The 13,897-nt window shown below is 67.7% G+C and carries 13 protein-coding genes; 10 read left to right on the forward strand and 3 right to left on the reverse strand.

Annotated elements, in window-relative coordinates:
• Window positions 1-315: 315 nt before the first annotated feature.
• Both N911_RS0110970 and N911_RS0110975 read right to left on the reverse strand, forming a co-directional pair.
• Complete coding sequence (locus N911_RS0110970) at window positions 316-1,182, reverse strand: DUF2156 domain-containing protein (RefSeq protein ID WP_029897086.1); 867 nt, start codon at window positions 1,180-1,182, stop codon at window positions 316-318.
• Window positions 1,163-2,563, reverse strand: a complete 1,401-nt coding sequence (locus N911_RS0110975) for an MATE family efflux transporter (protein ID WP_029897088.1) — start codon at window positions 2,561-2,563, stop codon at window positions 1,163-1,165. Before N911_RS0110975 ends, N911_RS0110970 begins: the two co-directional genes overlap by 20 nt.
• Before the next feature lie 161 nt (window positions 2,564-2,724).
• On the opposite strand from N911_RS0110975, the gene N911_RS0110980 reads away from it, so the two are divergent.
• From N911_RS0110980 to N911_RS0110990, 3 genes are all read left to right on the forward strand, one after another.
• A complete protein-coding gene (locus N911_RS0110980) occupies window positions 2,725-3,105 on the forward strand; it encodes a winged helix-turn-helix domain-containing protein (protein ID WP_035104703.1) in 381 nt (126 codons plus the stop codon).
• Window positions 3,102-4,769 (forward strand): FmdE family protein, encoded by a 1,668-nt coding sequence (locus N911_RS0110985; RefSeq protein ID WP_081859170.1) that lies wholly within the window; start codon window positions 3,102-3,104, stop codon window positions 4,767-4,769. The genes N911_RS0110980 and N911_RS0110985 overlap by 4 nt, the downstream gene beginning before the upstream one ends.
• Window positions 4,770-4,890: 121 nt before the next feature.
• Window positions 4,891-6,531: a sensor histidine kinase gene (locus N911_RS0110990; RefSeq protein WP_029897095.1), complete on the forward strand. Its 1,641-nt coding sequence runs from the start codon at window positions 4,891-4,893 to the stop codon at window positions 6,529-6,531.
• Between the two features lie 3 nt (window positions 6,532-6,534).
• Here the strand turns inward: N911_RS0110990 and N911_RS0110995 are convergent, their stop codons facing one another.
• On the reverse strand, window positions 6,535-7,095 hold the full coding sequence (locus N911_RS0110995; RefSeq protein WP_029897097.1) for an HDIG domain-containing metalloprotein: 561 nt from the start codon (window positions 7,093-7,095) through the stop codon (window positions 6,535-6,537).
• Window positions 7,096-7,178: 83 nt separating this feature from the next.
• Between N911_RS0110995 and N911_RS16965 the strand changes: the two genes are divergently transcribed.
• The 7 genes from N911_RS16965 to N911_RS0111035 all read left to right on the forward strand — a co-directional run bounded on the left by N911_RS16965 (window position 7,179) and on the right by N911_RS0111035 (window position 13,893).
• Window positions 7,179-7,523, forward strand: coding sequence for a hypothetical protein (locus N911_RS16965; RefSeq protein ID WP_029897099.1), 345 nt, complete (start codon window positions 7,179-7,181; stop codon window positions 7,521-7,523).
• A gap of 360 nt (window positions 7,524-7,883) precedes the next feature.
• Entirely contained in the window at window positions 7,884-8,216 is a 333-nt protein-coding gene (locus N911_RS0111010) for an FmdB family zinc ribbon protein (protein ID WP_029897101.1), read from the forward strand.
• A gap of 105 nt (window positions 8,217-8,321) precedes the next feature.
• A complete protein-coding gene (gene purB / locus N911_RS0111015) occupies window positions 8,322-9,635 on the forward strand; it encodes an adenylosuccinate lyase (RefSeq protein ID WP_029897103.1) in 1,314 nt (437 codons plus the stop codon).
• A complete protein-coding gene (pyrE, locus tag N911_RS0111020) occupies window positions 9,632-10,189 on the forward strand; it encodes an orotate phosphoribosyltransferase (RefSeq protein WP_029897105.1) in 558 nt (185 codons plus the stop codon). Before purB ends, pyrE begins: the two co-directional genes overlap by 4 nt.
• Window positions 10,189-11,457: a L,D-transpeptidase Cds6 family protein gene (locus N911_RS0111025; protein ID WP_029897106.1), complete on the forward strand. Its 1,269-nt coding sequence runs from the start codon at window positions 10,189-10,191 to the stop codon at window positions 11,455-11,457. The genes pyrE and N911_RS0111025 overlap by 1 nt, the downstream gene beginning before the upstream one ends.
• Window positions 11,454-12,164 carry a hypothetical protein gene (locus N911_RS0111030; protein ID WP_029897108.1) on the forward strand — a complete coding sequence of 237 codons (711 nt, stop codon included), beginning with the start codon at window positions 11,454-11,456 and terminating at the stop codon, window positions 12,162-12,164. The genes N911_RS0111025 and N911_RS0111030 overlap by 4 nt, the downstream gene beginning before the upstream one ends.
• Window positions 12,130-13,893, forward strand: a complete 1,764-nt coding sequence (locus N911_RS0111035; protein ID WP_029897110.1) for a M99 family carboxypeptidase catalytic domain-containing protein — start codon at window positions 12,130-12,132, stop codon at window positions 13,891-13,893. The genes N911_RS0111030 and N911_RS0111035 overlap by 35 nt, the downstream gene beginning before the upstream one ends.
• Window positions 13,894-13,897: the final 4 nt, after the last annotated feature.

Raw genomic sequence — 13,897 nt, forward strand, 5'->3', positions numbered from 1 at the left:
CGGGATGGGGCGTGGTGGATTCGCGGACGGGGGGGCACCCCGGCGAAGGCACATCTGGGTGACTCGCTGTACCCGGTACAGCCATAGCCCTGTCCGGTTGGCTCCACATGCGTGGAACGCGGAATTGGGTTGTGGGCGCCCGGCTGCCACCCGCCGTACCACGCCCCCGAGCGAAGCGAGAACCAAGCGAATTTTTTGAAGGAGTTGGGGGTGTGGGGGAAGAGGAAACTTTTTTGTCGCCAGAAAAAAGTTTCCTCTTCCCCCGCTGCCCTGCCCATTCACCCCCGCCAGCCACTTTTCATTCCCGCGCACCCGCTATTCCGGGATGACCTCGAATTTCTTCACGAAATGGCTAGGATCGTAGGAGAGTTTGGCGCGGCGGAGGCCGGGGTCGCCGAGGTCTTGTTCGCGGTTGACGTAGGCGTAGTCCTTGCCCTGGTCTTCCAGGAACATCTGGTTGATGGCTTGGTAGACGCCTTCGATGCGGGTGTGCCCTTTTTCGAAGTGGACCACCAGCGGGTCGCCGGCCAGGGCGTCGGCCACGGTGTAGGCCACGATGCGGTTGTCCACCCGCAGGGCGCCGCCGGTGATGCCCTTGAGGCGGTCCCAGTCGGTGAGCGTGCGGCGGATGGCCTCGTTTTCGCCCTGCAGGGTGGTGTCTGACTCGCGGTCGCGCCAGCGGCACCATTCCAGCTGCATGTCCAGCACTTCCTCCACGCATTCCGGGGACAGGGGGCGGTAGTCCCAGTCGTAGTCCGCCTTGAACTGTTCGAGCAGGTCGCGTTTCTTTTTGTAGCGCTTGCCGGGCAGGTTGCGGAGGTCGTCCACCCGGTAGACGTAGTCCCAGTGGTCGCGGGCGTCCTTGATGGTCACGCCGTCGCGGGCGCGCAGCCAGGTTTCGCAGAGTTCCTCTGGCACGCGGATGAGTTTGGGGGCCACGTCCGGGAGGGGGTAGGCGGACCAGTCCACCTTGTCCCAGGGGCCCACGGGGGCCCACAGGGCGGGCTCGGGGTGTTCCTGCCGGATCCAGACCAGTTCGTCGTCGAAGCGCCAGGTCAGGCCGTACACCTCGCACCAGCCCCAGAGGTTGATGAAGGAGTAGTCCGAGGCCCGGGCGGGTGTGGCTTCGAAGCGGCGGCGGTATTCGTCCTGCAGGTCCAGGCTAACTGGTTCGAAATCCATTGGGCTGTCCTTTGCGTCGTTTGACCAGGGCGAAGCGCTGCCATGGCCAGTAAGTATAAATGTAGAGCACCATGCAGGCCTGCAGAACCTGCGAGGTGAGCATGGCCATCCATATGCCGGTGGATTCGGCCAGGGCGTGGTGGCCCAGCCACCAGGCCAGGGGCAGGCGAATGACCCAGGAGCCGATGGAGAAGGAGAGCAGGTTGTAGAGGGTCGCCCCCGCTCCGTTCATTGCTCCGGCCAGGGTCATGACGGTGAGCACGAAGGGGATGGCCGCCATGTTGTAGGTCAGGTAATTGACCGTTTCCGCGGCCACCGTGGGGTCGGGGGCGATGAAGGCGGCCACCGGCTCGATGACCAGCCACAGCCCCAGGGTGAGCAGGCCGATGCAGCCCAGGGCCAGCAGCCAGATGCGGTAGCCCATGCGCTTGGCTTCGCCTGGGTCGCCCTTGCCCAGGTACTCGCCCACCAGAATGGAGGCGGTCATGTTGAAGGCGAATCCGGGCAGAAAGAGGAAGGACTCCACCCGCAGCCCGGCGGACATGCCCGCCAGGGCGGTGACGCTGCCTTCCGGCAGGGAGGCCACCAGGGCGTAGAGGACCATGTAGGCCGAGTGCCAGACGACCATCATCAGCCCGCCGGGCCAGGCCACCTTGAAGATGTAGCCCACGGCCGGGCGTATCCAGCGCAGCGGGGGGAAGGAGCGGGCGCGCAGCAGGTCGAAGCGCAGCAGCTGGAAGACGTTGAAGACCGTGCCGCAGGCGATGGAGGCGAAAGTGGCCCAGGCCAGCCCCTTGTAGCCCAGTTCCGGCAGGCCGAACCAGCCCAGCCCAAGGCCGAAGTCGCCCAGGGTGTTGACCGTGGTCACAAGGATCATGGCGTACAGGGGCTGAAAGACCTGCTGGCGGGCGCGGAATACCGCGTTGGTGATGATGAAGAGGTAATAGACCGGCAGGATGAGCAGGAAAACGTCGTAGAAGTAGCTCATGATGCCGGAGATTTCGGCAGGCACTTGCAGCAGCGAGAGGACGGCGTCCTTGGCCAGCCAGCCCGCCATGAGGATGATGGCGCTGCCCGCCAGTCCCAGCTGCAGGGAGAGTCCGATGAAGCGCAGGATGCGGCGGTGCAGCCCCGCGCCCAGGGACTGGCTGATGGCCGCCACCGAGCCGTTGGCCACGGCCATGGCTAGCACCAGGAAGAAGAACAGCAGTTGGCTGATCATGCCCATGGAGGCCTGGACGTTGGATGAGATGCGTCCGGCCACGAAAACGTCGATGAAGCCGATGAGGAAGTGGAATACCATCATCAGCGTCTGGGGCCAGGCCAGCCGCCAGATGGTGCTCAGGGGCCTGCGTTCTATGTCCTTGGCGGATACGTCCATGAGGGAAGTCCTCGGGGGGCGGGCTGTCGCCCGGAGCCCCCTCTTGTAGCAGAGTGGCCGGTTTTGAAAAGGGGGAGGCTTGCCAAGCGGCCCGGGGGGTAGTACATGACTAGAATATGTTTTGTTAGAATTAACATAATGCTTGAAGACAATGGACAATAATGCCTGAGGACAGCGGACAGCCCACCGCCACCCTGCGCATGCGCATGTGGCTGGAGGACGACGGCGACCAGGTGCTGGGCCTGGGCCGCATGGTGCTTTTGCGCCAGGTGGCCGAACAGGGCTCCCTGAACAAGGCGGCCAAGGCCCTGGGCATGTCCTACCGGGCGGCCTGGGGGCGCATGAAGCGCTGCCAGGAGAAGATCGGCCGCCCCCTGGTGGAGAAGCAGGGACCCCACGGCGGGTTCGTGCTGACTTCCTTCGGCCGCGAGGTGCTGGAAGCCCTGGAGGCCTGGTATCAGGAGGTCGAGGATTTCGCCGCCGAGGCCGCCGCGCGCAGGCTTCCCTTCAACGTTCAGACCTTTCATGAAGGCGACTCGTGAGCCAGACCCAGACCACCCCCGAGCCGTACACGGCCATCAGCCACATCGGCCCTCACACCTTCGCGGAGTTCATTGAGGAGGCCAGGCGCTTCCACGGCTACCCCGCGCCAGGGCTGATCATCGGCGGCATCATGGTGCAGGCCGCCCGCCGCCGCCTGCCCGAGGGCGTCCTTTTCGACGCCATTTCCGAGGCCTCCAGCTGCCTGCCGGACGCCGTGCAGATTCTCACTCCCTGCACCGCGGGCAACGGCTGGCTGCGGGTCATCGACCTGGGCCGCTACGCCTTGACCCTGTTCAACAAGCACACCGGCGAAGGGGTGCGCGTGGCCCTGGACCCGGAGAAGCTCCAGGACTGGCCCGAGTTCCGCGACTGGTTCTTCAAGGCCAAGAGCAAGCCGGAGCAGGACGTGGACAGGCTGCGCGAGGAGATGCGGCTGGCCGGGGAGTCGGTGCTGCGCATCGAGCCCGCCCAGGTCAAGCCGGAGCACGTGGGCAAGACCTCCAAGGGGCCCATCCGCGCCTGCCCCTTGTGCGGCGAAGCCTACCCCGAGCGCACCGGGCGCATTTGCCTGGGCTGCCAGGGCCGCGCCCCGGTGGAGTCTGAACTGCATCGGGCCTCGAGGGAGGGACCCAACCTGCGCGCCGTTCCGGTGGAGGAAGCCGTGGGCCGCCACGTGGCCCACGACATGACCCAAATCGAGCCGGGCGTCTCCAAAGGCCCCGCCTTCACCCGGGGGCAGGCGGTCATGCCCGGCGACGTCTGCCGCTTGCAGCAGATGGGCAGGCAGCGGGTCTACCTGCTGGACGAGGACGAGAACAAGGACTGGGTGCACGAGGACGAGGCCGCTCGCCTCTTCGCCGGGGCTTTGGCCCCGGACGGTTCCGTGGAGCCCGCTGGGCCCCCGCGGGAGGGTAAGGTCACCCTGAACGCGTCGCATGACGGCCTGCTGGCCGTGGACGAGGAGGCCCTGGAGGCCTTCAACTTGGCCCCGCGCGTCATGGCCGCCACCCGCCCCCACGCCGCCCTGGTGGAGAAGGGCGAGGCCGTGGCGGCCACCCGGGCCATTCCCCTGCATCTTTCCCGGTCCGAGACCGAGGCCGCCCTGGCCACCCTGGCCGGGGCCGAACCGGTGCGCGTGCTTCCCCTGCGCAAAGCCCGGGCCGGGCTGCTCATCACCGGCACCGAGGTCTTTCAGGGACTTATCGAGGACCGCTTCGAACCAATCCTGACCCGCAAGCTGGAGGAGTTCGGCGGCGAGGTGGTCAAGAGCCTCATCCGCCCGGACGACCGCGAGGCCATCGCTTCCGGCTTGCGGGAGCTGCTGGACGCGGGCTGCGACTTGGTCATCACCACAGCCGGGCTGTCCGTGGACCCGGACGACGTCACCCGCCAGGCCCTGCTGGACGCCGGGGCGGAGGACCTGCTGCACGGCATGCCGGTGCTGCCCGGGGCCATGACCCTCACCGGCCGCATCGGGCAGACCGACCTCATCGGCGTGCCCGCCTGCGCCCTGTACTTCGCCGTGACCAGCCTGGATCTGCTGCTGCCCCGGATTCTGGCCGGCCTGCGCCTCTCCCGGCGCGACCTGGCCCGGCTTGGGGCGGGCGGCATGTGCGCCGAATGCGAGGTCTGCCGCTTTCCGCACTGTCCTTTCGGCAAATAGCTTGCCCGCAAGCCTTGGGAGGTTGTAGGTTCCCGAAAAGCGAGGAATACCTGCTTCGAGCGGAGGCATTCCGCTCAAGCCGCGAGCATGCGCGGCCGCACGGGCGGGCCGAAGGGAGAACATGCGGACAAGCACACGCGGCCTCTGGAAGGCCCTGTTGGTGGGCGCGCTCTGTCTGGGGGGCATCTCCCTGGTCTTTTTATTGGGCTTCCGGCGGGATGCGCTTGCCCAGGTGGCGGGGGCGGTCTCTGCCGGCGTCGCCGTGGGGCTGGCGGTGCTGCTCGCGGCCTGCGCGGTCATCCTGCTGGCTGTGCGGTCCATCCGCATGGCCGACCTCAAGGATTCCCGCAACCGCGCCTTCCGCAGCCGCGACCGGTATCTGGGCCTGTTCGAACACAACCCGGCGGTCATGTTCCTGGTGGACCCGGAGTCCGGCCTCATCGTGGAGGCCAACGCCTCGGCCCGCGCCTTCTACGGCCTGCAAAGCCTGCCCGGCAACCATATCAGCCGCATCAACCCCCTGCCCGAGGATCGCCTCAACGAGGCCATGAAGAGGACCGTGGATCGCGGCGGACAGCGGCACGAGTTCGTGCACACCCTCGGCTCCGGCGAGCACCGCGAGGTGGAGGTGTTCTCCGGCCCCATCACCCAGAACGAACGCACCCTGCTTTTCTCCATTGTCTTCGACGTCACCGAGCAGCGCGGCACAGAGCGCGCCTTGCGGCAGGCCGAGCGGCAGGCGCGGGAACTGTTCGAGGAAGCGCCGGTGGGCATCTACCGCACTTCCATGCAAAGCGGCTACCTGGACGCTAACCAGGCCTTGGCGGACATGTACGGCTACGCAAGCCCCGAGGATCTGCTGACCACGGTGCGGGACATCGGCGGGCAGGTTTTCGAGAATCGGAGTGACTGGGAGCGGCTGCGGGCGGAGCTGGCTGAAAAAGGGGTGGTGGAGGGCTTCGAGTGCCGCGTCCCCCGCCCGGACGGCAAGCTGGTCTGGACCAGCCGCGATGCGCGGGCCAAGCGGGACGAACGCGGCCGCATCCTCTACTACGAGGGGTTTGTGCGCGACATCACCGCGGAGCGGGAGCTGGCCCGGTTGCGGGAAGACGTGGAGAACATCACCCGCCACGACCTCAAGAGCCCGTTGAGCGGCATCATGGGGCTGGCCGAGCACATGGCCGAGGAGACCGGCGACCCGGAGATCGCCGAGGCATTCCGGCAGGTGCGCGACAGCGCCCGCAAGGTGCTGCGGCTGGTCAACCGTTCGCTGGTCCTTTTCCGTATGGAGCAGGGCACCTACGAGCCCACGGCGGAGCGGGTGCGCCTGGACGAGGCGGCCAGGCGCACGGCAGCTGAAAACCTGCTGCTTCTGGAGCGCAAGGGGCTGGACCTTGACACGGACGGGCTGCGAAGCGTGGAGGCGCGGGCGGAGGAGGAACTGGTTGGCACCGCACTGGGCAACCTGCTGCGCAACGCGGCCGAGGCCGCTCCCCCCGGCGGCAGGATCCGCCTGGCCACCAGGAGCGAAGGCCGCTGGGCCGACCTGTACCTGACCAACCCCGGCCTGCCCCCGGCGGAGATGCGCGGCCGCTTCTTCGAAAAATACGCCACCCGGGGCAAGCACCGGGGAACGGGGCTTGGCGCCTACTCCGCCCGCCTCATGACCCGCGTCATGGGCGGCGAGCTCAGCGTCATTCTGGACGAGGCAGCCCAGGCCACCACCCTCCACCTGCGCCTGCCGGGGTGGAGGGAAGAGTAGTCCCTACTCCGTAATCCCCAGCTCCCCGGCCAGGGGGGTCATGGCGGCCACGGACAGGGTCAGGAACTCGGAGAGGTCCAGGCCCAGCTTCTCGCATTCCTGGATGTTCCCGCGGCTGACGCTGCGGGCGAAGGCCTTGTCCTTCATCTTCTTCTTCAGGCTCTTGGCCTTCATGCCCTCCATGCCGTTGGGCCGCACCAATGCGGCGGCGGTGATGAGGCCGGTCACGGTCTCGCCGCAACGCAGGGCCCAGTCCAGTTCGCTGGAAGGTTCGCCGCAGGCGTTGCGCTCGCAGTTGTGCAGCTTGATGGCCGCCACGGCCTCCTCTGGCAGCTTGCCCTCCAGGGCCCCGGCAGCGGCCAGGCCGTGGCGCTCGGGGGCGTCATGGGTTTCGGCGTAGTCCAGGTCGTGCAGCAGCCCGGTCAGGCCCCATAGTTCGGGGTCGTGGCCGAGCCGTTCGGCCAGTGCCCGCAGCACGGCCTCGGAGGCCAGGCAGTGACGGCGGGTGTTCTCGTCGGCTATGCGCTCGCGCATCAGGCGCAGGGCATCGTCGCGGTCCAGCATGATGGCTCCTTGGGTTTGCCGCACAGAGATAGCCGGGGGGACGGCGGCTTGTAAACAACCCCGGAGGCGGATACCCTCGGACCATGTCCCGAGCCGAACTGCAAGGCAAGCGCGTCCTTATCGTGGACGGCGACTTCGAGCGGCGCGAGTCGCTGGCGGACGCGGCTGCCGACGCCGGAGCCGAGGTGGCCCGAGCCGCCGGGTTCAAGGAGGCCCTGCGCCTCATCGCCTCGGCGGAGCAGCGTGGGGAGGATTTTCACGCCGTGGCCGCTCCGGCCCTGCTGCCGGACGGCCGCCAGGGGGCGGACCTGGCCATGCGCGTGGCCAGCCTCTTCGGGGAGGAGGCGCCGAAGGTTGTGGTGCTGGAGAACGCCCTGCTGGGCGGACCGGACGAGGAGGACGCGCTGCGCCATCTGGCCGGGGCTTGACTTGGACTCGGAACCATTCTTATAATGTCTGCTTGTCTTTCCCGCCGCCCCTGGGCGGCGCAGCCCTTTTTATTCTGGAGGAACACATGGCCCGCCACAAGAAGCACGAGCGCAAGAAAGAACTGGACCGCCGCCGCAAGCGCCGCAAAGAGCGCGTCAAGGCCCGCATCCGGGCCGAGAAGGAAAAGGGCGGCAAGTAGCCGCCCCAGCCCGGCCGCCAGACCCGTTTTCCGCCGCCGGTCCATCCGGGCCGGCGGTGGCTCTTGACGAACCGGGTTCCCGACTTATCAAACGATTCGGCCACGGAACCGGCCGCGTCTTCGCATATTTAAGAGGAACCGCCAACGGAGTTGCGTCACCATGCCCATCTATGAATACCAGTGCCCCGACTGCGAGAATATCTTCGAGGAGTGGCAGAAAAGCGTGGAGGCCGAAGTCGCGCCTTGCCCCGACTGCCAGACAGAGTCCCCGCGCATCATTTCCAACACGTCCTTCGTGCTCAAGGGCTCGGGCTGGTATGTGACCGACTACTGCCAGGGCAAGTCGTCCAGCGGCAACGGCAACGGCAATGACACCGGAAATGGAAACGGCAACGGCTCCGACAAAAAGGAGTCCTCCTCGACCGCCGATTCCTCCGCCTCGTCCTCTTCGGACTCCTCGTCGTCGTCCGCTTCCTCGTCCACCGAGGCGTAAAAGCGGCCTGACGGATTGTGCAAGGCGGCTCCGGCCGCCTTTTTTTACGTCCGGAAACAAGGTAGAACCTGCCTCGACGACGCCAACCGCGACCTGGAAGGAAGCATGATCGAGCGCTACACCCGCCCCGAGATGGGGGCGCTGTGGACCCTGGAGAACAAGTTCGCCGCCTGGCTGGAGGTGGAACTGGCCGTTTGCGAGGCTTGGCGCAGCCTGGGCCGCATCCCCGACGACGCCATGGCCGAGATCCGCGAGAAGGCCGCCTTCGACCTGGACCGCATCCTGGAGATCGAGAAGACCACCCGCCACGACGTCATAGCTTTCCTCACCGCCGTGGAGGAGAAGGTCGGCCCGTCCGCCCGCTACATCCACCTGGGCTGCACCTCCTCGGACATCGTGGACACGGCCAACGGCCTGCTTCTGGGCCGCGCCGGGGACATGGTGGTGGAGGCCATCGACTCCCTCGTCGAGCAGCTCAAGTCCATGGCCCTGGCCCACAAGGGCAGGCTCTGCATGGGCCGCACCCACGGCATCCACGCCGAACCCACCTCCTTCGCCCTGAAGATGACCTCTTTCGCGGCCGAGTTCATGCGCCACCGCGAGCGGGTGGCCGAGGCGGTCAAGGGCGTCAAGGTGGGCAAGATTTCCGGCGCGGTGGGCACCTACGCCTTCCTCTCCCCGGAGATGGAGGAGCGCGCCCTGAACATCCTCGGCCTGAAGGTGGACCCCGTTTCCACCCAGATCGTGCAGCGCGACCGCCACGCCGCCTTCTTCACCGCCCTGGCGGTCATGGCGGGCGGTGTGGAACGTTTGTGCGTGGAGCTGCGCCACCTGCAGCGCACCGAGGTGCTGGAGGTGGAGGAGGGCTTCGCCAAGGGGCAGAAGGGCTCCTCGGCCATGCCCCACAAGAAGAACCCCATCTCCGCCGAGAACATGACAGGGCTGTCCCGGCTCATCCGCTCCAACTCCCTGGCCTCCATGGAGAACATGGCCCTGTGGCACGAGCGGGACATCTCCCACTCCTCGGTGGAGCGGGTCATCATGCCGGACTCCACCATCCTGGCCGACTACGTGCTGCACCGCCTGCGGGGGGTGCTCTCGCGACTGGTGGTCAAGCCGGAGAACATGGAGCGCAACCTCATGGGCTCCTACGGGCTGTTCTTCTCCCAGCGCGTGCTTTTGGGCCTGGTGGACAAGGGGCTGCCGCGGCAGGAGGCCTACGAGAAGGTGCAGGCCGTGGCCATGCGCTGCTGGGAGGAGTCGAGGCCCTTCCCGGACGAGGTGCGGGCCGAGCCGTCCATAACCGAGCACCTCGGCCCGGACGAGCTTGAAGAATTGTTTGATCCCGGCTATTACCTCGGCCACGAGGACCTCATCCTGAAACGGGTTTTCGGCACCTGCGAGACGACCGCGACATGAACGACCACAAGGCCCGCCTGGCCAAGCTCCTGATGGAGAAGTCCTATGTGGCCGGGGAGATAACCCTCTCCTCCGGCCGCAAGTCCGATTACTATTTCGACTGCAAGCAGACCGCCTACCACCCCGAGGGCGCCTGGCTGCTGGGCAACCTGCTGCTGGACGCCCTCGACGGCCTGGATGTTGACGGCGTGGGCGGCCTGACCCTGGGGGCGGACCCCCTGGTCACGGCCGTGAACGTGGTCTCCTATGAGCGCGGCACGCCCCTGCCCGGCTTCATCGTGCGCAAGGAGGCCAAGGGCCACGGCACCGGCCGCTTCGTGGAGGGGGCCGCCAACCTGGCCCCGGGCGCGCGGGTGGCCGTGCTGGAGGACGTGGTCACATCCGGCGGCAGCGTGCTCAAGGCGGTGGAGCGCATCCGCGAGGCCGGTTTCGAGGTGGCCTGCGTGGTGGCCGTGCTGGACCGCCACGAGGGCGGCACCGAGGCCCTGGCCGACGCCGGGCTGGACCTGCGCAGCCTCTTCACCCGGCCCGAACTGGTGGAGGCGGGCGGCTGATGCGCCCCTTCCCGGCCATAGCGGCGGCGCTGCTGGCCGCCGCCGTCCTGGCCGGCGCGCCTGGCGCGCGGGCGTGGGACCTGACTCTGCAGGACTCGCCCACATCGCCCGAATTCTTCCTGGCCGTGGCCAAGCAGCGGCAGACCGTGCTGGCTTTCGGCCGCCACTCCCCGCTGAACCTGCGCAAGAGCCTGACCTGCACCACCGGGCAGAAGCCGGGCGACAAGCTCCGAGAGGGCGACCTCAAGACCCCGGAGGGGGTCTACTTCGTGCAGCGCAAGCGCACCGGCGGGCTGGATTTCGAACTGTACGGCGACACCGCCTACACCCTGGACTATCCCAATCCGGTGGACGTGCTGAAGGGCAAGACCGGTTCGGGCATCTGGGTGCACGGCCGGGGGCGCGCTCTGACCCCGCGCGACACCAAGGGCTGCGTGGCACTGAACAACGACGACTTGGCGGGCATCGGCCCCGACCTGGCCCCCGGCGTGCCGGTGGTCATCGCCCGCGAGGTGGCCTTTTCCGCCGAGCCGGGCGAGATGAGCCGCACCGCCGAGGAACTGGCCAGGCGGGTGCGTGGCTGGGCCGAGGCCTGGGCCGCCAAGAGCCCCGAGTTCTTCTCCTACTACCATCCCGGGCGCTACTCCAAGGCGGAGCGCGCCTTCGAGCGCTTCCGCCAGCGCAAGCAGCGCATCTTCGACCAGGTGGACTGGATAGCCGTGCGGGTGCATGACATCCGCGCCCTTCCCGGTCCCGACTACTGGGTGACGTGGTTCGGCCAGTACTACCGCACCCCGCAGATGGATTCGCAAATCGTCAAGCGCCTCTACTGGCAGAAGGACGAGGACGGGGAATGGCGCATCGTGGGCAACGAGTACGCCCGGCCGGAAGGCGACTATCGCCGCGACTACCTGCTCCACGCCCGCCAGGAGGCCATGGAGTTGGTGGCCGGCTGGCGCGAGGCCTGGGAGCGGGCCGACCTGGAGGAGTACGCCTCCTACTACGCCCCGGGGGCGGAGCAGGAAGGCCGCGAGGGACTGGAGGAGATTACCGCCCACAAGCGGGAGGTCTGGGACAAGGGGCTGCCCGAGCGGGTGGACGTGGAGGGCTTTTCCGCCCGGCTGCATCCCGATGGCCTGCAAGTCAGCTTTACCCAGCGATACTCGGCCGAGAGCGGCTACTCCGATGTTGGCCGCAAAACGTTGGTGCTGGAGCCCTCGGGTGACGGCTGGCGCATCGTTTCCGAAGAGTGGCGGAGGATTTCATGAGCCGCTCCAAGTATTCCGTGCTCCTCATGCGCGACGACCGCCACGTGCGCCGTTTCCGCATGCATCCCTTCTGGATCAAGTGTTTCGTCTGGTTTCTGGCCCTGCTCATCCTGGTCGCGGGCGGCGGGCTCTTCGCGGGCTACCATTTCTGGCAAGAGAACCAGGAGCTGACCCGCGCCCGCAAGATGCTGGAGCGTCGGCTCATCGAGGCCGAGGTGCGCATGGAGCGGCTGGAGAACGTGGAGAAGATCCTCCAGTCCAACGACCCGGACGACCTGCAGGCCCTCTTGGGTTCGGTGGAGTCGGATCAGGTCCCCGACACCCCGCCCATGGACCTCTCGGAGATCTTTTCCCAGGTGGACTCCCACCAGGCCGGAGTGGAGAACATCCAGGCCAAGTTCACCGGCCGCGGCATGCGGGTTCGCTTCGACCTCAACTACATGCAGACGGACAAGAGCCAGAAGTGGCTTTCCGGCGAGGTGGAATTCGCCCTGGTGACGAACACCGGCCGGCTGGAGCGGGCGGAGGCGCAGGACCCCTCGGACCTGTCCTTCTCCATCCAGAAGTTCAAGCAGATACGGGCCACGCTGACCCTGCCCGAAGGCCTGGAGCAAAGCGACGTATTCGGCCTGCGCCTGGTCATCCGCACACCCGAGGGCAAGGCGATCTTCAGTGACACCTATCCGCTGTACCGCGTCCTCTCCTAGACTTCCCGCCGCGGCCCTGCTGCTGGTCCTCATCCTGCTGCTCCCGGCGGCCGCCCCGGGGAGCAGCCACGTCTTCTTCGAGGACACCCAGTACCCCCTGGAGGTCCACGTGCTGCGCGGGCGCCAGCCCGGCCCCACGGTCATGGTGCAGGGCGGCATCCAGGGCGACGAGGTGGCCGGGTACCTAGCCGCCCAGCGCCTCACCGAGGCGGAGGTGGAGCGGGGGCGGCTGATCATCGTCCCCCGGGCCAACGCCCCCTCCATCAGCCGCCGGACGCGGCAGGTCAACGTGGACCTCAACCGCCGCTTCGACCGCGACCGCTCCCGCTTCTACGAGGACCGGCTGGCCCGGGTCATCTCCCACTACCTGGGCATGGCCGACGCCTTCATCCACCTGCACGAGGGCTCCGGCTTTTACAGCCCCACCTACGTCAACCACCTGCGTAACCCCCGCCGCTGGGGCCAGAGCGTCATCATCGACACGGCCAGCTACCGGTCCATACCACTGGCCGACTACGCCGAAGGGGTGCTCAAGCGGCTCAACCCGCAGGTGGACCCCGCGGACTACCGCTTCGCCCTGTTCAACACCCGCACCTTCGACGACGACTCCCCATACAGCCAGTCCATGAGCAAGTCCCTGACCTGCCACGCCCTCACGGCTCACGGCATCCCGGCCCTGGCCATCGAGGTCTCCAAGAACATCGACCGGCTCGACTGGAAAGTGCGCGAGCAACTCAAGGCCACCCGGCTCTTTCTGGAAACCTTCGGGGTGCATATCGAACTGCCGGAAGCCCCGCCCGGCCACTTCGACAAGCACGCCGGGAGCAGGCCGGGCCTTCGGGTCAACGGCCGCCCGCTGGAGCCGGACGAACCGCTGCGCCTTTCCCTGGGCGACACGGTGCGGCTGGACGCGATATCTTCCTACGCCGGGGCCCCTCGCGCCGAGCCCGCCCTGTTCGCCCCCGGCGGCGAACTGGACCTCTCCCGCACGCCCTTCACCGCCCTGCGCCCCCTGGACGGACTGGAAGTGCGGGCCGACGGCCGCAGCGTGGGCAAGGTGAAGGTGGACTGGACCGGCGAGGAGCCGCGCGACGGGGAGGACGGCCTGCTGGTGCTGCGGCGCAACGGCCGCCAGCGGTTCCTGGCGCCGGGACAGAGCCTGGACGTGATCGAGGGCGACCGGGTGGTGCTGGAGGGGGTGTGGGGCAGCCCGCGCGAGGAGGTGCTCAACGTCAAGGGCATCGTCACTTCCACCGGAACCAACCACGGCCAGGACGCGGGCAAGGAGATCGTGCTTGAGAAGCGGGCCTTCATCCAGCGCTACCTGGAACCGGCCGGGGGGGAGCGGGTGCGGGTGCGCATCGCCCGCGAAACCGAAGGCGCGCCCCGGCAGGAATATTTTCTGGAGATGCGGCCGCGCGAGGTCCAGGCGCTGATGCTGGTGCGCCACGACGGCGAGCACGTGCTGCTGCCCTGGCGGGACGGCTCGACGTTCCCCCTGGCGCCGGGCACCTACCGCCTGGCCGGGGCCTGGTCCAATGGCGAGAGCATCCGGCTGACCCCCATGCTGGACGGCCTGCCCCTGGACTGGGGCTCCACCCTGCGGGTGGGCTTCGACGAGGTGCGGCGCTTCGAGTTGCGGCAGGCCTCCACCTTCCGCCCCATGGGCTCCATGCGCCTTTCCGCCGCCGCCCTGGCCATGCTGGGCGAAGCCACCCGGACACACTGACCGG

The organism is Desulfohalovibrio reitneri (genome assembly GCF_000711295.1).
Lineage (GTDB): Bacteria > Desulfobacterota > Desulfovibrionia > Desulfovibrionales > Desulfovibrionaceae > Desulfohalovibrio > Desulfohalovibrio reitneri.

Excerpts from the sequence above, each read along its gene's own strand:
- N911_RS0110970 (WP_029897086.1), bottom strand. The coding sequence starts at position 1,182 with ATGGATTTCGAACCAGTTAGCCTGGACCTGCAGGACGAATACCGCCGC.
- N911_RS0110975 (WP_029897088.1), bottom strand. The coding sequence starts at position 2,563 with ATGGACGTATCCGCCAAGGACATAGAACGCAGGCCCCTGAGCACCATC.
- N911_RS0110980 (WP_035104703.1), top strand. The coding sequence starts at position 2,725 with ATGCCTGAGGACAGCGGACAGCCCACCGCCACCCTGCGCATGCGCATG.
- N911_RS0110990 (WP_029897095.1), top strand. The coding sequence starts at position 4,891 with ATGCGGACAAGCACACGCGGCCTCTGGAAGGCCCTGTTGGTGGGCGCG.
- N911_RS0110995 (WP_029897097.1), bottom strand. The coding sequence starts at position 7,095 with ATGCTGGACCGCGACGATGCCCTGCGCCTGATGCGCGAGCGCATAGCC.
- N911_RS16965 (WP_029897099.1), top strand. The coding sequence starts at position 7,179 with ATGTCCCGAGCCGAACTGCAAGGCAAGCGCGTCCTTATCGTGGACGGC.
- N911_RS0111010 (WP_029897101.1), top strand. The coding sequence starts at position 7,884 with ATGCCCATCTATGAATACCAGTGCCCCGACTGCGAGAATATCTTCGAG.
- purB (WP_029897103.1), top strand. The coding sequence starts at position 8,322 with ATGATCGAGCGCTACACCCGCCCCGAGATGGGGGCGCTGTGGACCCTG.
- pyrE (WP_029897105.1), top strand. The coding sequence starts at position 9,632 with ATGAACGACCACAAGGCCCGCCTGGCCAAGCTCCTGATGGAGAAGTCC.
- N911_RS0111025 (WP_029897106.1), top strand. The coding sequence starts at position 10,189 with ATGCGCCCCTTCCCGGCCATAGCGGCGGCGCTGCTGGCCGCCGCCGTC.
- N911_RS0111030 (WP_029897108.1), top strand. The coding sequence starts at position 11,454 with ATGAGCCGCTCCAAGTATTCCGTGCTCCTCATGCGCGACGACCGCCAC.